Annotated in this window: 20 protein-coding genes and 1 pseudogene; 15 read left to right on the plus strand and 6 right to left on the minus strand. The window is 39.8% G+C overall.

Annotated features, from left to right (window positions below; genetic code table 11):
* Nucleotides 1–12: 12 nt before the first annotated feature.
* From CAL6303_RS24125 to lepB (CAL6303_RS24135), 3 genes are all read right to left on the minus strand, one after another.
* Nucleotides 13–798 (minus strand): MOSC domain-containing protein, encoded by a 786-nt coding sequence (locus CAL6303_RS24125; protein ID WP_015200454.1) that lies wholly within the window; start codon nucleotides 796–798, stop codon nucleotides 13–15.
* 77 nt (nucleotides 799–875) lie between these two features.
* The gene (lepB, locus tag CAL6303_RS24130) at nucleotides 876–1,514 is read right to left on the minus strand and encodes a signal peptidase I (RefSeq protein ID WP_015200455.1); all 639 of its coding nucleotides are present in this window, start codon (nucleotides 1,512–1,514) and stop codon (nucleotides 876–878) included.
* 126 nt (nucleotides 1,515–1,640) lie between these two features.
* Complete coding sequence (gene lepB, locus CAL6303_RS24135) at nucleotides 1,641–2,279, minus strand: signal peptidase I (protein WP_015200456.1); 639 nt, start codon at nucleotides 2,277–2,279, stop codon at nucleotides 1,641–1,643.
* A 252-nt stretch (nucleotides 2,280–2,531) separates the two neighbouring features.
* Between lepB (CAL6303_RS24135) and CAL6303_RS24140 the strand changes: the two genes are divergently transcribed.
* The 13 genes and pseudogenes from CAL6303_RS24140 to CAL6303_RS24200 all read left to right on the plus strand — a co-directional run bounded on the left by CAL6303_RS24140 (nucleotide 2,532) and on the right by CAL6303_RS24200 (nucleotide 13,340).
* The gene (locus CAL6303_RS24140) at nucleotides 2,532–3,860 is read left to right on the plus strand and encodes a dihydroorotase (protein WP_015200457.1); all 1,329 of its coding nucleotides are present in this window, start codon (nucleotides 2,532–2,534) and stop codon (nucleotides 3,858–3,860) included.
* Nucleotides 3,861–4,429: 569 nt separating this feature from the next.
* Nucleotides 4,430–4,990: a hypothetical protein gene (locus tag CAL6303_RS24145; RefSeq protein ID WP_015200459.1), complete on the plus strand. Its 561-nt coding sequence runs from the start codon at nucleotides 4,430–4,432 to the stop codon at nucleotides 4,988–4,990.
* Nucleotides 4,991–5,379: 389 nt separating this feature from the next.
* Nucleotides 5,380–5,607 carry a hypothetical protein gene (locus CAL6303_RS24150; protein WP_015200460.1) on the plus strand — a complete coding sequence of 76 codons (228 nt, stop codon included), beginning with the start codon at nucleotides 5,380–5,382 and terminating at the stop codon, nucleotides 5,605–5,607.
* Nucleotides 5,608–5,706: 99 nt separating this feature from the next.
* On the plus strand, nucleotides 5,707–6,606 hold the full coding sequence (locus tag CAL6303_RS24155) for a HEAT repeat domain-containing protein (protein WP_015200461.1): 900 nt from the start codon (nucleotides 5,707–5,709) through the stop codon (nucleotides 6,604–6,606).
* 79 nt (nucleotides 6,607–6,685) lie between these two features.
* Entirely contained in the window at nucleotides 6,686–8,215 is a 1,530-nt protein-coding gene (locus tag CAL6303_RS24160; RefSeq protein WP_015200462.1) for a YifB family Mg chelatase-like AAA ATPase, read from the plus strand.
* A 98-nt stretch (nucleotides 8,216–8,313) separates the two neighbouring features.
* Nucleotides 8,314–8,670: a hypothetical protein gene (locus CAL6303_RS24165; protein WP_203225937.1), complete on the plus strand. Its 357-nt coding sequence runs from the start codon at nucleotides 8,314–8,316 to the stop codon at nucleotides 8,668–8,670.
* Between the two features lie 96 nt (nucleotides 8,671–8,766).
* Nucleotides 8,767–9,936: pseudogene (locus CAL6303_RS30900) on the plus strand (ISAzo13 family transposase).
* A gap of 343 nt (nucleotides 9,937–10,279) precedes the next feature.
* Nucleotides 10,280–11,497 (plus strand): ISL3 family transposase, encoded by a 1,218-nt coding sequence (locus CAL6303_RS24175; RefSeq protein ID WP_015196011.1) that lies wholly within the window; start codon nucleotides 10,280–10,282, stop codon nucleotides 11,495–11,497.
* 55 nt (nucleotides 11,498–11,552) lie between these two features.
* On the plus strand, nucleotides 11,553–11,768 hold the full coding sequence (locus CAL6303_RS24180; RefSeq protein WP_203225939.1) for a hypothetical protein: 216 nt from the start codon (nucleotides 11,553–11,555) through the stop codon (nucleotides 11,766–11,768).
* Between the two features lie 236 nt (nucleotides 11,769–12,004).
* The gene (locus tag CAL6303_RS24185; RefSeq protein ID WP_015200463.1) at nucleotides 12,005–12,280 is read left to right on the plus strand and encodes a hypothetical protein; all 276 of its coding nucleotides are present in this window, start codon (nucleotides 12,005–12,007) and stop codon (nucleotides 12,278–12,280) included.
* A gap of 101 nt (nucleotides 12,281–12,381) precedes the next feature.
* Entirely contained in the window at nucleotides 12,382–12,690 is a 309-nt protein-coding gene (locus CAL6303_RS24190; RefSeq protein WP_255348437.1) for a type II toxin-antitoxin system VapC family toxin, read from the plus strand.
* Nucleotides 12,691–12,808: 118 nt separating this feature from the next.
* Nucleotides 12,809–13,084 (plus strand): hypothetical protein, encoded by a 276-nt coding sequence (locus tag CAL6303_RS24195; protein WP_015200464.1) that lies wholly within the window; start codon nucleotides 12,809–12,811, stop codon nucleotides 13,082–13,084.
* Complete coding sequence (locus tag CAL6303_RS24200; protein WP_015200465.1) at nucleotides 13,077–13,340, plus strand: type II toxin-antitoxin system RelE family toxin; 264 nt, start codon at nucleotides 13,077–13,079, stop codon at nucleotides 13,338–13,340. Before CAL6303_RS24195 ends, CAL6303_RS24200 begins: the two co-directional genes overlap by 8 nt.
* Nucleotides 13,341–13,687: 347 nt before the next feature.
* Here CAL6303_RS24200 and CAL6303_RS24205 read toward each other — a convergent pair whose 3' ends face one another.
* A complete protein-coding gene (locus CAL6303_RS24205) occupies nucleotides 13,688–14,464 on the minus strand; it encodes an SDR family oxidoreductase (RefSeq protein ID WP_015200466.1) in 777 nt (258 codons plus the stop codon).
* Nucleotides 14,465–14,882: 418 nt separating this feature from the next.
* Here CAL6303_RS24205 and CAL6303_RS24210 point away from each other — a divergent pair, with 418 nt between their 5' ends.
* Nucleotides 14,883–15,803 carry a DMT family transporter gene (locus CAL6303_RS24210; RefSeq protein ID WP_015200467.1) on the plus strand — a complete coding sequence of 307 codons (921 nt, stop codon included), beginning with the start codon at nucleotides 14,883–14,885 and terminating at the stop codon, nucleotides 15,801–15,803.
* A 314-nt stretch (nucleotides 15,804–16,117) separates the two neighbouring features.
* Entirely contained in the window at nucleotides 16,118–17,854 is a 1,737-nt protein-coding gene (locus CAL6303_RS24215; protein WP_015200468.1) for an alpha/beta hydrolase, read from the plus strand.
* Nucleotides 17,855–17,981: 127 nt separating this feature from the next.
* On the opposite strand, the gene CAL6303_RS24220 is transcribed toward CAL6303_RS24215, so the two are convergent.
* Both CAL6303_RS24220 and CAL6303_RS24225 read right to left on the minus strand, forming a co-directional pair.
* Nucleotides 17,982–18,431, minus strand: coding sequence for an NUDIX hydrolase (locus CAL6303_RS24220; protein ID WP_015200469.1), 450 nt, complete (start codon nucleotides 18,429–18,431; stop codon nucleotides 17,982–17,984).
* Nucleotides 18,419–19,582, minus strand: a complete 1,164-nt coding sequence (locus tag CAL6303_RS24225) for an RpoD/SigA family RNA polymerase sigma factor (RefSeq protein ID WP_015200470.1) — start codon at nucleotides 19,580–19,582, stop codon at nucleotides 18,419–18,421. The genes CAL6303_RS24220 and CAL6303_RS24225 overlap by 13 nt, the downstream gene beginning before the upstream one ends.
* Nucleotides 19,583–19,651: the final 69 nt, after the last annotated feature.

Below are 19,651 nucleotides of genomic sequence, written 5' to 3' on the forward strand. Positions count from 1 at the left end.
ATTGTTTGAGCATTATTGCTGCAAAAAATGAATTTCTGCACCAACTGCGATATTTTTTCCCCCTTTAGACGGATCTAAACGTGTATTTACAGTTAATCGATAAAAACCTTTAAATTCTGACGAATCTTTCCAATCAGGCAAAGTTTTTTCTCGTTGCTGGGCAAATATTTTCTGGAAATGAGGGTAAGATTCACCTGTATCAGGATCTTTTGTGGGAACAGAACAACGTAAGCAGGGATTAACACCTTTGAATAAGACATCTCCGATGTAAAAATCAACTGTATTTTCTGCTGTTGTAAATAATTTATCTTCCCAAAAAGCCTCAACTCCGCCAATTTCAATATTGGCACGCATCCGACGACGCATTTGCTCAACACTTACTCCAGGAAACCAAGATGCGACTTCTATGAGTGTGGCAGTACTCACTATTGTGGCTCCAGGCGATCTGGTATCATCAGGAAAGCCCATGAGTGTATTTTGTTTGAGTGTGACTTGTTGCTGGAAAAAATCACTTAAAGCTTCAGTTAGAGACTTTCTTTGATCGTCGAGGTGAAAAACTTGAGGGGAATCACTGTCTGGAAAATGTAGGGATACAGTTCGTGCTTCCTGGTGAGAATATAATCGTAATAAATGTACTTTGGGGTTACGCTTCCCATTAATATATTTACCCCAACGGTCAAACATAGCAAATTCGCGGTCGAAATTTAATGCACCACTGCTGAGAATCTGGGCATTTTGAACTTCGATACCATCTAGGGATTTGATTGGGTAAATGTAGATCCCGGCAACATGAGGCATATCTATGACTGACTTAATGATATGGATCCCCGACTTCTTAAATAAGTAGGGGATCTAAGGGATATTTATGAGTTTAACTACTTTGTTTCAGAATATACAGGAGATTTATCTAATCCACCGACCTTATTGAGGGGCCAAAAACGGATGACAGCACGACCGATAATATTACTACGGGGGACAAGACCCCAACAACGACCATCGTAACTATAGTTACGATTATCACCAAGTACAAGATACTGGTCATTAGGAATGGTGACAGATTGAGATAAAAATGGGGGTTGTTGTCCGGAGGTGCAAACTTGAATCGAGGTTTTTTGGTCTGCTGAAAGATATTTTGTTTCTGCTAATTGTTTACCATTAATGAAAACTTTATCGTCCTTCAATTCTACTTTGTCGCCAGGTAAACCGATGATGCGTTTGATAAAGGCATCTTTGTAATTTTCTTTTTTTAACTCATCGGTTGGGGAGAATACAACAATATCACCACGCACAGGTTGAGAGAACTGATATCCCAATTTATCAACAATAATTTTATCAGCTTCCCATTGGTTTTCTGTTCCATGCAAAGTTGGTTCCATCGAACCAGATGGAATCCAGCGTGCTTCGGCAACAAAAGTCCGAATGCCCAAGGCTAAAAAGACACTGAGAATAATTGTCCGAAATAATTCGGGAAACCAAGAGGAGTTTTGATCGGATACGGATACTTTATTGGGCATGTTGTGGGTGGAGTTTTATTATAAGTTGCTATCTATTTTGAAAGGGTGACGGGCTAGATATATCCTAACAGTATGAATTAATAAACTGGGTATCTTTAGCCCCTACAAAGACATTTTTTATATTGACTAATTTGTCTCATAATATACAGGTTCTTTATCTATCCGACCAATTTTTTGAGGGGGCCAAAAACGGATTACTGCCCGCCCGATAATGTTAGCACGGGGAACAAGACCCCAACAACGACCATCGTAGCTATCAATTCGATTGTCACCCAACACTAGGTAATGCTCGCTAGGTATTTTCACAGACTGGGATAAAAATGGGGTTTGTAGTCCAGAGGCGCAAACTCCAAGGGAAGTTTTTTGCTCTGCTGTTAGATATTTTGTTTCTAGCAACTGTTTGCCATCTATAAAAACCTTATCATTCCTGAGTTCAACCTGCTCACCAGGTAAAGCGATTACACGTTTAACAAAAGCATCTGTAAAGCCTTCTTCTTTTAATTTTTCGGTTGCAGAAAATACGACAATATCACCACGTTGAGGTACAGAAAAATTGTATCCTAACTTATCTACGATGATTTTATCTGCCTTAAGCTGATCTTTATACCCTTTTAAAGTTGGTTTCATCGAATCGGTGGGAATCCATCTGGCTTCAGCGACAAAAGTCCGAATTCCCAAGGCTAAAAAGATACTGAGGAGAATTGTCCGGAATAATTCGGGAAACCAAGAGGAGTTTTGATTGGATACAGATACTTTATGAGGCATAAATTTATTTGGCAACTAAATTGTTCACTAGCAGACATTGAAAGAGTGGGAAAATTTACTCAGATTAAACCATCGCCAATGATCCTTAATTATAAATTTCCCTGCCAGCATAATAAATTACATCTAAAAAAAATAAACTTTTTTGTCATAACTGCGAAAAACAGATACCTAAGAGCGCAACCAGGTTTAACCTAAAAAGATAGTTGTCTGTTTAAGTCGTTGCTTTGTGCCACCATACGCATAATTTTTATCATGTCATCTCCTACTAATTTACTTATTCGCCACGCTCAGATCATTTTACCCAACGGTGAGACTATGATTGGGGATGTGCTGATACGCGATCGCCTAATCGTTGAAGTTTCACCAGTTATCTCTAGCGCACCCACAACAGAAGCAATCACAGAGGTTGACGCAGATGGTTTAACTTTGTTGCCAGGAGTGATTGATCCCCAGGTGCATTTTCGGGAACCGGGGTTGGAATATAAGGAAAACTTATTTAGTGCCAGCTGTGCTTGTGCCAAAGGTGGTGTAACGTCCTTCTTAGAAATGCCCAACACCCGTCCTTTAACTGCTAATCAGGAAGCTTTAGATGACAAGTTACACCGTGCATCACAAAAAAGCTTGGTTAATTATGGTTTTTTTATTGGTGCAACTGGCGATAATTTGACAGAATTACTTGCAGCAAACCCCACACCAGGTATTAAAATTTTCATGGGTTCGATGCATGGTGCTTTGTTGATGGACGATGAAGCTAAATTAGAGGCGATTTTTGCGGAAGGAAAACGCCTGATTGCAGTCCATGCAGAAGATCAAGCTAGAATTAATCAACGCCGTCAAGAATTTGCTGGGATTCACGATCCCGCCATTCATTCCCAAATCCAAGATAATGAAGCGGCACTTTTGGCGACAAAATTGGCTTTGAAATTGTCAAAAAAATATCAACGACGCTTACATATTCTCCACATGTCCACTGCCGAAGAAGCAGAGTTACTGCGTCAAGATAAACCCAGTTGGGTGACAGCCGAAGTTACACCCCAACATTTAGTTTTAAACATTGATGCCTATAAAACAATTGGCACACTAGCGCAGATGAATCCACCATTGCGATCGCATCACGACAATGAGGTACTATGGCAGGCACTACGAGACGGTGTGATTGATTTTATCGCCACAGATCACGCCCCTCACACCCTAGAAGAAAAAGCCCAAACTTACCCCAATAGTCCTTCGGGAATGCCGGGAGTCGAAACATCCCTAGCTGTAATGTTAACTGCCGCAATGGAGGGAAAATGTACAGTTGCTCAAGTTGTTAACTGGATGTCTACAGCAGTGGCACGAGCTTATGGTATTCCGAATAAGGGCGCGATCGCACCCGGCTATGATGCTGATTTAGTCCTCGTAGATTTACAAAACTATAGTCCTGTTTTACAAGAAGAACTCCTAACTAAATGTGGTTGGAGTCCATTCGCAGGTTGGAATCTCACCGGATGGGCAAAGACAACTATTGTGGGTGGTCAAATTGTCTATGCTGAAGGTAAAGTAAATACCGAAGTACGCGGTCAAGCTTTAAAATTTGAGTAATTTCACTCTTGACTGTTTTTAATATTTTGTGTGGCTTAATTTTGTATCAGCAAATCGACACACCTCGCCCGAACCTTGAAAACCGCATAACTTCGTTGGAGTGTGTCGATTCCTTACGCAGCAACGTTTCCAACCTGCAAAATTGACAGATTTTTGAAAACTTTTTCATGTTTTTCAGAGGTGTGTCGATTAGCGGGTCTGAAAGCCTCTCTCTCTCTAAGGGTTTCAAATGTGAACTCTTTCCAAATCACTTCCCCTCAACGGGGATGAAAACAATCCGATTTTCTAAATCTACTAATATAGTGGTTTCAGAGTCTTTCCAAACCACTTCTCCCTTGCGGGAATTAAAATGTTGAGAATTAAAAATCAAATTGATAAGGGTTGCTATATATTTAGATGAATTATAAGTTACAGGTGAAAAAATTTAAGCGAAACATCTTTGCTTAAAAATGTGTCATATTTAGTTGCTTCGCTACAATTCAAAATTATGAATAGGGTAGAAAAGTAAACAGCAAAGTTAATTTTGACTACATTATTTTTACCAATTAACTCCATCAGATATACTCCATATGAAAATAAGCTCAAAAAGAAAGTTCCTCAAACCCGCTATTCTGTTTGCTACAGGTGTGGGATTTTCTTTGCTAGCACTATATTTCTTCTTCGGTGTCACACTGGTTAGAGCCAGAATTATTGATATTAATGAAATTAATCAACGATTAGAAAACCAAAAGAGACAAAATCCTGATCAGCCTAATCGTGTCCAAAAAGTAGTCATTCAAAGGGGTTATGACCATGACAAGGGTCTTGATTTGAGTTGTTTGTTGTGGGAAAAACAATCAATAATTAATGCTTGGACAAGGAACTCAAAGGATCGTGATTTTTTCCTAGATTATTATGTTCCCGCAAATAAAAAGGCAATCATCTGTACAACACCTGCCATTGCCACAGCCATTACTGCCGCATCAGGAAAACCATTTTTATATGAAGTGTATCCAGTAGAATCTGGCTGGCGAGTACGTGTAATTATTGGATTAACAGAAGTACGTGATCCTTGTCAACTAATAACAGGAAATACGGATTGTGCAAATTCCTTCTTGGAACAACAAATTACGGTGCGCTACCAAGAATAAACTCAAAAATAACGCATACCATAGCTATTTTCACTTAAATAGACCACGTTGTAGGGGTAAAGCGCATTAAGTAGGTTAGTATTGAAAACCCTCGTTGTGGGGAGTGAGTAGTGAGTAGCGAATAGTGAGTAGGGGTAAGAATTTGAAGCCAATTTATATTACGTTACATAGGTGTGTTTATTCTTGCCTACCTACTTACTCATACGTGTCAACTTAACGCCAAATCCATAGTCCAACTGGGAATGAATTCCCAGTCTCATGGCAAAGTTCCCGAAAGTCCCTCAAGATCATAATTATCTTTTGCAGTGCTTCCATCTCGCGCCACAATCTGAGAAAATCCAGGTATGGGAGTCATTTAATAAGATAATTATCTAGGAAATAATAAATAGATGGATAACAATACCCAAAGTCCCCCAACTTCCCAAGAAATAGCCGAAGTCATTACCGAACTTGAAGAATATCGGGAACGTCTGGTGAATGAAACCATGGAAACTGCTAAAAAGGCAAAGATGATGAAGGCTACAGCTATGGCGCAATTGGAGCCGGAATTAGCAACAATTGATGCTGCGCTGGAAAATCTGAAGCAACAACAAGCGACACTTACAGGCAATAATTAGTACAACCAGGCAAAATACAGTTATTTGCTGTGTTTTTAGAACCCCGATTTCTCGAAGAAATTGGGGTTCTGTATGAATTAGTTTTGATTTTTACTGAGAATGAACAATACAATTAACTCCCAAAATAGCCAATTATCTGCCGACGAAACAGACGCACTTTTAGAAGTAGTGAACACTCAACTTGATGATAAAACTTTTAATATTGATGATCAAAAAATCCTCAAACAGATGGTGGAAAGCTTAGGTGATGGACGAGGGATGATTCGTTTTAGCTTTGCTGAAGCTTTGGGTGATATTGGGAAACCTGCAACTCCGTTTTTGATAGCTGCCCTTTCTCAACATATTAATGTGGCAGTACGCAGGGCATCTGCGAAAACTCTAACATTGATTGCTGACCCAAAAGCTGTTCCCACCTTAGTTGATTCCTTACTTTACGATAGAGATACGGTGGTAAAGGGTTCGGTGGTGGGTGCATTGGCAAAAACGGGAGAAACATCAGTACCTGCATTGTTACAAATTATCGCCTCAAATGAATATCCCGAAAGTTCAAAAGGTCTGGCGACATGGGCTTTAGCTTTTGTGGGTTTAGGTGCCAAAGAGTATGTGTACAAAGCAATACATTCAAAATCGCCAGAAGTGCGGGCAGCGGTAATTGGTTCCATTGCCACGATTACCCAGGAAAATCCGGAAGCAAACGCTGTTGCTATTTTGCTGGAAGCCATAAATGACCCTGTATCATTTGTTCGTTGTGAAGCAACAACAGCTTTAAGTAATATTAAATACACGCCAGCAGTACCAAAATTGATTGATTTATTGGCAAATCACGCAGATTGGAAAACCCGCAAAGCAGCCGCCTTAGCTTTGATGAAAATTGGTGAAACCGCTGCTATACAGCCATTACAAGCCGCGTTGGTAAAGGAAAAAGAAGCTCCAGTAGTGGCTGCAATTAAAAGCGCGATCGCGCAATTGGACAAACTAGTAATTACAGACGACTGGTAACTTACATACCTAATTTTGGGCATATTAAGGATAAAAGTAATCCTCTTTGCCATTTATTGCTCAAATATTAGGAAATACTATGCTTGCCAGGGTTTGGAGTGCATCCATCATTGGAATCGATGCTGTAAAAGTAGGTGTGGAAGTAGATGTGTCTGGAGGATTACCGGGAATCGTAATTCTGGGACTTCCAGATGCGGCAATTCAGGAATCCAAAGAACGAGTTAGGGCAACTTTGAAAAACACAGGATTTGCCTTCCCCGTCAAAAAGATAGTGATTAATTTAACCCCTGCTGATTTACGCAAAGAGGGTCCATGCTTTGATTTACCCATCAGCATCGGTATTTTGGCAGCTTCCGACCAAATTAGTCCCCAACTACTAGGTGATTATTTATTCCTGGGGGAAGTTAGTTTGGATGGTAGCCTACGTCCAGTTGCCGGAGTATTACCCATTGCTGCATCTGCCCAAAAAATGGGAATTGCTGGTTTAGTTGTCCCTGCAGATAATGCCCAAGAAGCCGCAGTGGTGGAAGGTCTAGCTGTGTATGGGTTCAATAGTATTTTAGAAGTCGCAGATTTTTTAAACAATCCAACTCGCTACCAACCTGTACAAGTAGAAGCTAACCCAACCTCCGAAATTTTCACCCTAGGAAATGTCGATTTAAAAGACGTGAAAGGGCAAGCACATGGTAGAAGAGCCTTAGAAATAGCTGCGGCAGGCGGACATAATTTAATCTTCGTTGGACCCCCCGGTAGTGGTAAAACCATGCTAGCCAGACGTTTACCGGGAATCTTACCACCCCTGACATTTTCCGAAGCCCTAGAAGTCACAAGAATTCATTCCGTTGCTGGCTTATTAAAAAACCGGGGGAAGCTAGTACGCGATCGCCCTTTTCGTAGCCCCCATCATTCTGCGTCGGGTCCCTCTTTAGTTGGGGGTGGTGGTTTTCCCCGTCCTGGTGAAATTTCTCTAGCACATAATGGCATCTTATTTTTAGATGAACTCACCGAATTTAAGCGCGATGTTTTAGAATTTCTCCGTCAACCCCTCGAAGATGGACATGTCACCATTTCCCGCGCCAAACAATCTGTAACTTTTCCCTCCCAATTCACCTTAGTTGCCAGTACCAACCCCTGTCCCTGCGGTTATTACGGGGATACCATCCAAGCTTGTACCTGTTCCCCTCGACAAAGAGAGCAATATTGGGCAAAGCTTTCGGGACCATTGATGGATAGAATCGATCTTCAAGTAGCCGTGAACCGTCTCAAAGCCGAAGAAATTACCCAACAACCTACCGGGGAAACTTCTGGAGACATCTATCAACGAGTTCTCAGAGCTAGAAAAGCCGCATCTGAACGCTTTGCCGAGGAGAAAAATCTCCGATGTAATGCTCAAATGCAAAGCCGTCACATGCAAAAATGGTGTCAGCTAGATGAACAAAGTCGCAAATTATTGGAAACTGCAATTAATAAATTAGGTTTATCAGCTAGGGCAAGTGACAGAATCCTCAAAGTTGCCCGAACTATTGCAGATTTGGCAGGTGATGAACAGTTGAAAAGTCACCATGTAGCTGAGGCAATTCAATATCGTACAATCGATCGAATGCAGTAGATAGTGAGAGATCACTCGTATATTTCAATGATATTTTGTCGCTTTTTTAGGGAATTCTAAATATGGACACTATCGAATAAACAATGTACTAAATTCTTATGACTTCAACTACTACAGGCGACGATAATAATAACCTAATACAAAAAACTCTTGAATGGATTGCCGATGCTGGAATTAATGGATTGGGAGTTTTGCCATCTGCAAAGCAGGTTGCAGAAGACCACTTGAGTAAATCAGCTACTATTGATGATGCCATCAATTCACTTATTGCTTGGAGAACAACCTATGCTGCTGGGACGGGTTTTGTTACTGGACTGGGTGGTATTGCCACAATGCCTATTACTATTCCAGCAGGTTTAGTTGCATCTTATGCACTTGGAGCAAATACATCAGCCGCAGTTGCTTATCTTCGAGGATATGATATTCGCTCTCAACAAGTAAGGATCGTGGATTAAATAAGGTGTAATACTGCCAATAATATCTGTACACTAGAAGGGTAAATTGAGAACTGGTAAATGATGCACCCTTACCCTGATGAAATTGAAGTTCAAATGCAACGATATTATGAATCGTTGTCGGAGAAGGATTGCCGCCGATATGCAGCAATTGAAGCAGTAAAATTAGGGTACGGGGGACAGGCATACATCCGTCGCTTGCTGGGATGCCATCACGAAACCTTACAATTAGGCTTGCGAGAACTTGAGGACGAAACGGCGCTTGGGCAGGAGAGGATTCGCCAACCCGGAGGTGGACGGAAATCAGCCTTTGAGACAATTGTTGGATTAGACGAGGCGTTTTTGCGAGTGTTGGAGAGGCACACAGCAGGTTCGCCGATGGATGAAAGTGTCAAGTGGACCAATCTCAAGCGTCATGAGATTGCAGGATTGCTGGGAAATGAAGGAATCGAAGTGAGTGTGACAGTGGTAGACCAGTTGTTGGAGAAATATAACTTTCGTAAACGTAAAGACCCTGGCAACAGGAGAGAATCAATATCGCAACGAGCAATTTGAGACGATTGACCAACTTAAGCACTCTTATCAAACGGCAGGTAATCCGGTCATGAGTATGGACACCAAAAAAAAGAATTAATTGGGCAGTTATACCGGGAGGGACAACTATACACTCAAGAAACGATAGAGGTGTTTGACCATGATTGGCCAACGCTTGCGACTGGAGTTGCCATTCCCCACGGGCTGTACGATATAACAGACAATGTGGGTTATATCCAGATTGGCATCAGCCACGATACCAGTGAATTAGCCTGTGACTCAATTCGCTACTGGTGGAACACCTATGGTAAGACGCGTTATTCTTTGGCAAATTCAATTTTGCTGTTATGTGATGGTGGCGGTAGCAATAGCTCTCGCTATTACATCTTCAAACAGGACTTACAGGCATTAGTTAATGAATTGGGCATCGAAATTCGTATCGCTCATTACCCGCCCTACACATCCAAGTATAATCCGATTGAGCATCGTTTGTTTCCTCATATCTCTCGCGTTTGTCAGGGGATGATTTTTGAGAGTGTCCAGACTGTAAAAGACTTAATGGCAAAGGCAACCACTCGCACAGGACTCAAAGTTTTTACAACGATTCTCGATAAAACCTATCAAACGGGTCGAAAAGTGGCTGAAGATTTCAAATCAAACATGAAGATTGTTTTTGATGAATTTTTGCCCCAATGGAATTACACCGCTAAACCAGAATTACACTTTATTTAATCCACGTTCCTAAGAACTATGGTTCTGTTATGCTTAGGGACTTGCAATTAAATAATATACCGATATAGCAATCAGACTTTACCGTTTTATGATGGATTCACAGTTTTCATCTGGTACTTTATTTTGACGCTAGTCCCTTAATGGGTGAAGCAGGTGAAGAGATTCTGGTTCTACCGATCCCCTTATGAAAAAAAATATATTTAGATGTGAAAAAATGGCTATAACTTAACAAGAATGTATAGCTACAACTCAAGCTAGATAAAGGTTTATGGATTTTTAAATATACCAAATCTGTGAGAGAATACAAGTAAAATAGCCATAAATTAAATTTTCGGTGCTCGCTATGAAGTTTTCCGTAGAGCAAATTCTGAATTTACCAGGGATAAAAGTATTAAATTGTCAAGATATTGAAGGCTTAGGATTAATCATAGAAATACAAGTTGACTCCAAATCTTCTAAATGTCCAAGATGTGGTAAAGCTAGTCATAGTATACATCAGCATCATTGGCGTAATATTAAAGACTTGCCATGGAGTAATCAGCAAGTAATATTAAGAATTGATCGTCGTCAATTTAGGTGCAAAAATTGTCAAAAATTATTTAGTGAGGATTTAGATTTTGTCGATAAACAACGAGGATATACTAAAAGATTTGCAATAGAAATAGTGAAACAAGTGTTAGACAGTAACATTCGTAGTGTTGCAGAGAGAAATGATTTAAGTGAATCAGAAATTCAATCGATGCTAGATTCTTTAGAATCAGATATCAGTTTTGAGACAAGTGAAATAAAGCGTCTAGGTATAGATGAAATTTCTTTAATTAAAGGTCAAGGTAATTATTTAGGAGTATTGGTAGATTTAGACAGAAGAAAACCAATTGATATTGTTGAGTCACGTCGTCAATCAGAAATGACTCAAGCTTTGCAGAGTATGGGCAATGAGGTTTTAGAGCAAATTGAAGAAGTTAGTATAGACTTGTGGAAACCATATAAAAGTTTAGTCAAAGAGTTGATGCCAAATGCAGAAGTAACTATTGATAGATTTCATGTAATGAAACAGGTAAATGATGAATTAGATGCAGCGCGTAAACAGCAAAAAAAAGAAGCAAATTCCCTCAAGAATAAATTAGATAGAGATCGAATATTGGCGGGATTATTAAAAAGTAAATATAGCTTGTTGAAAAACGAAGATTCTTTAAATGAGACTCAAAAAGAAAAGCTAAAAGCAGTTCAAAATGTATCTCCAACTCTATCAAAAATGCACGAGTTAAAAGAGAAATTCAGAAATATATTTAACACTGCTGAATCATGGGGCGATGGGGTACTAAAATTATTAGATTGGATGTATGATTCGAGTTTATACTTTCCGAAAACTATTAGAACAATTTTTAGATGGTTTGGAGATATAGTTGGTTATTTTGAACAAAGAACAACTAGTGGCACTGTAGAAGGAATTAATAATAAGTTGAAGCTAGTCAAAAGATTAGGATATGGTTTCCGTAATTTCGCAAATTTTAGATTACGCTGCTTATTATCTTGGCACTTTAGTGTTAAATTTCCATAAGGGGATCGGTAGAACCGAGATTCTTAAAAACGCAGGAATTGCGATTGGCACAAAGATGTTTCAAAACTTTATCAAGCAAATACCTAGTAAGGTTCTAATTGAAATCAATAAGAAGATTGGTTTTCGATTAATTACGAAAGCGGGTGAAAAAGGCGTAGTAAATTTGATGAAAATGGTACCTCTCGTTGGAGGTATTGTTGGAGGGACTTTTGATGGCATATTTGTGAATAGCTGTGGGCAAACAGCAAAAACAGTATTCTCTAAGCCTTAGACATATAAAAATTCGGCTGAAGTTAAGGTGTAAAGGTTATTTGTAGCCGCTCAGGCGCACCGTTCTTTCATAATTGAGATTAGAAATCGATATCAGTAAACCAGGCTTGCGCGACGTAATGCGATCGCTCTAACACTTCTGCCCTCTTTTTAATTCATGACAGTGGGTATTTCCATTAAATGAGCCTTATTGTTGAGTGGTAAAATAGGGGAAGTTATTTCCCCCAAGGTTTAGCAATGGACGGAACCACTGTAGAACGGCAAAAGCTAATTGAAGCAGTCAGCACCCTCCCTGATGAAGTTTTGTTGGAACTTGCTAGTTTTGTTGACTATCTTCGCTATAAGTCAACTCAACAAATAGAGCCTAACAATAATGCTTCTAGCTTTCTAGTGGCAATTGCAGGTTTAGGGAACTCTGATCAACAAGATATTTCAGAGCGTGATGAGGAGATTCTACGCAATGAAATTGATCCTGTGTATGGCTGGAATCTCAAATCAAGCAATCCTGCATGACAGCAATACTTGATACCAGTTTTTTGTTTGCCTTAACTGACCAGAGCGATCGCAATCACCAGCGTGTGTTGACTGTTGCTTAAAGTCAGAATGATGCGTTAGTGTTACCTGTGGTTGTTTTGCCTGAAATCTGTTACTTGCTTGCGTCAAGATTGGGACATCAAGCAATGCGTCGTTTCGTGTCTAACCTGACACCTAAAGCAGTTCAAGTTGAACCTGTGGCTATAGAAGATTTGCAAAGAGTACATGAGATTTTAGAGCAATATGCTGATAGCCAGCTTGATTTTACGGATGCAACAATCGTTGCCATCGCTGAGAGGCTGAACATCACGCGGGTTTACACGCTTGATCGCCGAGATTTTTCCATGATTCGTCCAAACCACTGCGATTATTTTGAGTTACTGCCTTGACGGCTTGCACGACGTTAGCGATCGCGCTCTTCGTAAAACAAGATGAGTTATAGTTTTTATAGATGAGATGATTGATGCCTTACAATAAATACTGAATCTTGAAATTGGGAGGCAGGCAATGAATACAACAGATAATTCCCAAGAGGATAGAGAGTCGGCGGTTTCGGTATCTGTGATCGAGTTACAGCGCCAAATTAATGACTTACTCAAGCAACTATCACCAGAGCGATTACAGGTGCTGACTGATTTTGCAGCTTACTTAGCAAATATTGAAAGTGAAACTGCAACTCAGGAACTTTTAGCTATTCCTGGATTACTGGAGCGAGTTAAGCAAAATCAAGCGACCCCTAGAAGTGATTACACAGCATGGAGAACTCTTCGCTCTGATGTATGAAGTTCTGCTCCATCCAGATGTTCAAAATGTTTATGTCAATGCTGACAAAGCCCTAGCGAAGAAAATTGCCCGATGTTTACAACAGCTAGAGCAAACTCCCCGATTACACCCCAACATTAAAGCTCTCAAGGGAGATTATGCAGGGTACTATCGCTACCGAATTGGGGACTACAGGGTGATTTATTCGGTGGACGATGAAGTTGTGCAGGTATTTGTTGTGGCAATTGCTCATCGTAGTGAAGCGTATGAACCATGAAAGCGAAGCTTTAGCGATATAATGCGATCGCTCTAACACTTCTGCCCTCTTTTTAACAAAGTTTGGGGGTTTAATTCCCCTACCTCTACAGGCAGCGGGTTTTGTGTCCTAGGGCTACCGATTTTTCTGATTTTTCGGAGCTATGCTCAGTACCTTGCTCAGTGCGGAGCCGGAACGGAGCGTACCGCAGGTAAGGTACGACAAACTCAGGAACCATCGGGGTCTAAATCCTCCACAAAACGTAATTGCGAATTGCGTAGCTTGCTTCTCGCTACCCTTACGGGAAGTCGCTTTGCGCCTAATGCGAGTATTGTGAATTGTTTTAATTCGGTATTGGCAGTGGATAACTACGATAAAGACTCACCAGCATCAATCCAAATTTCCGTACCAGTGATATGACTAGAAGTATCAGAGGCTAAAAATAGAACTAATTGGGCTATTTGCTCAGAACTTCCTAATTCCCCACCAGTTAATGGAATTTTAATCCCTGGAAATTCGGCATTTTCTCGAATGTTCTCTAAATTTCTCCTCTGAGTAGTTTGATGCACGTTGGTAGCGATCGCACCAGGACAAATTACGTTGACGCGAATATGGTATGCTGCCAATTCAACTGCAATCATTTTTGCTAAAGCGACTTGGGCAGCTTTTGTACAAGAATAAGCTGTGGAGCCAATATTGTTGAAAACCCTTGTACCGTTAACAGATGAAGTTATAATTACTGAACCACCCTGCTTTTTGAGATAAGGAACTGCGTATTTTAAAGTTAAGAAAGTACCTCGAAGATTAACGTTGATTGTTTTATCCCATTCTTCTGGTAACAAATCTTCAATCGGTGCCCACACACCATTAATACCAGCGTTAGCAAAAACGATATCCAAGCATTCCCATTCATCAATAATTTTTTCTACTGCCTGCTGCATTTCTTGCGGTTGGGAAATGTCAGCAATTAATGGCATTGCTTCACATCCTTGATTGTGAATTTCAGAAACTGTTAATTTAATGTCATCAACTGTGCGACCTAATGCGGCAACTTTTGCCCCTTCTTGAGCGAGTAGAAATGCTGTAGCTTTAGCGATACCAGAACCTGCGCCAGTCACAAGAGCAACTTTATTTTTTAATAACATAAAAATGATAATAATCCTTTAGGTAAATTGTTGCCAAACCCTAACCAAAGGTAATTGAATAATATTACCTATAATTATCTTCAATTTTGATGGCAAGTTGTATTACTAATGGTATAAATTCATATCTATCTATAGGAATTGTATTTTACTATTTATATCCAATTCTGCCCCTAATACCATTAGAATTAAGGACTAAGAATCTAGTCTAGTTCCCCGAAATATGCCTTCAAGCAAAGCATTATATCTTCAAATACTGACTTAAAATTTATGTAGAGAAATCGATTTTGAATACAAAATATTCTCAGTATGAATAAGCAAGCTTTTAATTAAACTGGTTTTTCAAAAGCTGAATAAAAATCTAATAGTAAGTTTGTATTGATATCTGGCTCAAATATCGAAACTGGTGATATGGCAATTCATGACACATAATATTTCTGGACGTTGGCGTTTGGGACTGGCTTTATCGTTGCTGACAGTTTTGCTATGGGGTATTCTGCCTCTGGCTTTGACAGTGGCATTAGAAACGCTTGATCCTTTTACTGTCACATGGTTTCGATTTTTCCTCTCGTTTATTCTGTTAACAATCTATTTAGCAATCCGGGGACAACTACCAAGGCTAAAACAATTATCTTCTCGCTCTTGGTTGCTACTTGCGATCGCTAGTATTTTTTTAGCCGCTAACTACATACTGTTTCTCCAAGGTTTACAATTAACTTCAGCGGCAAATGCAGAAGTGATTATTCAGTTAGCACCGTTACTCATGGGTTTGGGGGGACTGTTAGTTTTTAAGGAACGATACACAATCCTTCAATGGTTTGGCGTTAGTATTCTATGTGCCGGACTAGTTTTATTTTTTCACGAGAAATTATCAAATTTAGTTACAGATCCTAAAACATACATATTTGGTAGTAGTCTGGTGATTTTAGGAGCATTTGTCTGGGCTATTTATGCTTTAGCACAAAAGCAGTTGTTACAGATCCTATCTTCATCTCAAATTATGGTGATTACTTATGGACTCTGTACTGTAATTTTCTCTTTTATGGCTCAACCAAAACTAGTCTTAAAATTAGATAATTTACATTGGTATACATTAATTTTTTGTGCTTTAAATACGCTAATTGCTTATGGATCTTTTGCCGAATCATTAGTTCATTGGGAGGCATCACGGGTCGGTGCTGTGATTGCGACGGCACCAATTGTTACTTTAATATCCGTTGATTTTGTATCCGTGATTGCACCTACTATTATCGCTCCAGAGCAGTTGACAGTTCTGGGAAGTGTTGGAGCTATAATGATTGTGGGAGGTTCTATTATGGTAACTCTGGGGAAAAGGCGATGATTTTTTACACTCAGTATTACTGAATTAAAGTCAATTAAATACATTATCTCTTGATTGTTGTTAATTACATACTGAGGCGTGTTATTTTTTTATTTGTTATCATGGCGAAGTTTGGGGAAATAATTCTTCTTATGTAAGTAATTCAACTTAGCTAAGTAGAATTGATGATATTCAATCTTGAATTTCATAACTCAACAAAATTCAAAAAAATTAATATTCCGAGGCGAAAAAGACTGCAAGATTATCCAGGGTGTCTGAATCGCTACCAACTACAAAACGCCTCATGGAACAACATCACCGTCCATAGTTGAGCGATGAAAAGCTTGTTTGGGATTTTAAACAATACCCTGGGAAAAAAAATATTATTGCTGCTGTTAGCAATGCTACTACCAACTTTTAGCATCGTTCATTCAGCGCAAGCAGCTGAGAGGGTTTATGCATCTTACTCTGCTTTAGAGCGGTCAATTTCTGTGAGTGCTTTAGAGAGATACGCGATAGATGGTACTATCGATGATAGTTTAGCTGTTTATACGAAGTATATCGCCCCGGCTCAGATGCAGGAGTTCCGGCGGATTTTGCTCAACCCAATTAAGGTAAATGCAGTTGCTGTATCGCAATTTTTATACACCCCACAGGGGGAGTTTATGTTGCAACGGTTAACAGAGGTGATCAAAACTGATTCACGTCAACCGCTACCGGGGTTTCATGCTTTACGTTCAGCTTTAATTCTTGCCGCTGCTGATGAGAAAGGGTTAACGTTATTAAATTTGTTACGTGAGTATCCTAGTGCTAGTATTCATATTGATTTGGCGCGAACCTTGGGAATTGCCAGTGAACTAGAAAAATTGGTTAGCGAAACTGAGAAAGCGATCGCAGCTGTGGTAGAAAAGGCTGATATCGAAGCGAAGATGATTGAACCATCGATGAATGTCTCGCAATTACCAGATTTTCGTCGTCCAGGTAAATTTGCTGTGCAAAAGCAGTCCATTAGACTTTTGGATGGTTCCCGAAATAGATTTTTACTAACTGATGTATATTTACCTAATGCTTCTTTCCAAGTACCTGTAATTGTGATTTCCCACGGTTTAGGTACCGACAGTAGTAATTTCCAATATTTGGCTTCCCATCTAGCTTCCCACGGTTTTGGTGTAATTGTCCCTAACCACACAGGTAGTGATACAAAGCAGTTGCGATCGCTTATGAATGGAAGTGCTAGTAAAGTCGCTGAAGCTAACGAGTTTTTAGACCGTCCTTTAGATATTAAGTATGTTCTTAATGATATCGAGCACCGGAACAAAAATCAATTTCGGGGTAAGCTGAACATGCAACAGGTGGGTGTAATTGGTCAATCTTTCGGTGGTTACACAGCTTTAGCCCTTGCAGGTGCCCAAATCGATTTTAAGGGGTTGAGTAATGCTTGTAAACCAAAGGCTTTAAAGGATACCTGGAATGTTTCTTTACTTCTCCAATGTCGCGCTTTGGAGATGCAAACTAAAAACCCCCGTAAGGATTATAACCTGCGGGATGACCGGGTAAAAGCTGTGATTGCCATTAATCCCATTACCAGTAGCATATTTGGTGAAATGGGTTTAAATGAGGTGAAGATTCCCGTCATGTTTATTGCCAGTAGTGATGATACTGTTGCACCTGCTTTGTATGAGCAAATTGTTCCTTTTTCCTGGATTGCTAATCCTAATAAATATTTAGCTGTACTTCAGGGTGGAACACACTTTTCGGCGATTGGTGTCGGCAAGAGTAGCGGTGAACAGGTGGGATTACCTTCGGATATTGTAGGTGATGATCCAGCGTTAGCGCGTCGCTATATTAATTCACTTTCATTACCATTTTTCCAAGCTTATGTAGCGGGGATATCTAAATATTCTCCGTATCTCAATGCTGCCTATGCTAAGGCTATATCTAATGAACCTTTGGGAATAAATATGATTCAAAGTTTAACTTCAACGGAGTTAGCGCAAGCTTTTAATGGTGAGTTGAAGCAAATGAGGAAGAATCAGGAACCAAGTACATCTCCTTTGTACAATCCACCATAATTGATTTTGGGGATGTTTTGGGGAATGGCAATGAAATAGGTACGTAGTTGAGAACAATTACGTACCTATTTTTAGTTGATGCCATCAAGCTATAATTGTGAGTAGCGATCGCCTAAAATCAATACATTTAGATAAAATCACAAAATCCTTCGGGAACTAGCTTCAATTTTCCCGATTTAAAACTGCTAATATCCGTCCATAAGGCTTTAATTGGAGTATCAGCCGATAATTCAGTGAAGAATAGTTCTTTAACTTGATAAAACTTAGAATCAGCAAAGTCACATGAGTATACTTGGAGAATTTCGTGACTTTGCCTAGCTTCAAAGGTAAATATACTTTCTACACAGCCGAGATACTTAATATTAGTTAACTCGGCTTGAATTTCTTCTTGAAATTCTCGCTGTAATGCGCTCAAACTATCTTCGCCAAAATCAATACTACCACCCAAAGCTCGGTAGTAGGTTTGCTGTTTGACCGAATCATAACCTTCGCAAACGAAAATCTGATTTTGATTGCGAATCAATCCAAGAACTTTCACCCTAATTTTGTTTGCTTGCTTCAAGCTTAAACCAACCATCCCTTAAGACGTTTGGCAATGTGGGGACGACGCAGTTTCCGCATTGCTTTACTTTGAATTTGTCTGACTCTTTCACGGGAAAGGTTGAACATGTTACCAACTTCTTCCAGGGTACAGGGTTCACTGGTGGTTAAACCATAGCGCAAGGAAATTACGTCTTTTTCCCTTGGGGTGAGGACATCTCCTAAAACTTCCCAAATCTCCTGACGCATCATGCTTTCATTCATTTTCGCTTCTGGAGATTGGTTGTCTTCATCTTCCAGTAAGTCCATCAATTCTGTGTCTTCTTCTTTACCTACGCGGTGGTTGAGGGAAAGGGATTGCCGACGCAGTTGTTGAAGTTGACGCAGTTGGGAGGGGGGAATTTCTAAAGATTCGGCTAATTCGATTTCGCTGGGATTTCTACCTAGTTGTTGTTTGAGTTCCCGTTGGGCTTTTTTGAGTTTATTAAGTTTTTCGACGATGTGAATGGGTAAGCGGATGGTTCTGGCATCATTAGCGATCGCACGGGTAATCGCTTGCCTAATCCACCAATAGGCATAAGTTGAAAATTTATAACCTTTGTCAGGATCAAATTTCTCGGAAGCACGGTTTAGTCCCATTGCCCCTTCTTGAATTAAATCTAGAAAAGGAACACCGCGATTTAAGTAGCGTTTGGCAATTGATACAACTAAACGCAAATTTGAACGGATCATTTTGCGTTTAGCGACTCTACCTTGATATAAACGGTTTTCTAATTGTCTTTCTGTTAAGCTAAATTCGGCTGCGACTTCGGCTTTGCTTGGCTGATTTCCCGATTTTTCCTTTAATGCTGCCTGTGCTTCTCTCCATTCTTCTAAAAATCTGACTCTTCTGGCTAATTCCACCTCTTCATCGGCTTTAAGTAGTGGGTAGCGTGCCATTTCTTTAAAAAATGCGCCAACAGCATCATCCTGTTCGGTTTTATTATATCCTGAAGGTCGCGCCGCCCCCATGGCATCGCCGTCACGTTCATCATTTTCAAATACAAATGCTTCTTCCTGCACTACTGCTTCCAGAAGATCTAATGATGGTTCGTCGGTTTCCATCATCCCAATTGGTAAAATCTCGATTGTTTCTAATTCAGCAATATTCATAGGCTCTTTCATAAGTTGTTGCTTATGTTGGTACATAGTTGATAACTGTCTAAACTAACTGCCTAAATTGGGTTTGTTGCTAGTATTTTTTGCAAATTTTTAGTA

It is taken from the genome of Calothrix sp. PCC 6303 (assembly GCF_000317435.1).
Taxonomy (GTDB): domain Bacteria; phylum Cyanobacteriota; class Cyanobacteriia; order Cyanobacteriales; family Nostocaceae; genus PCC-6303.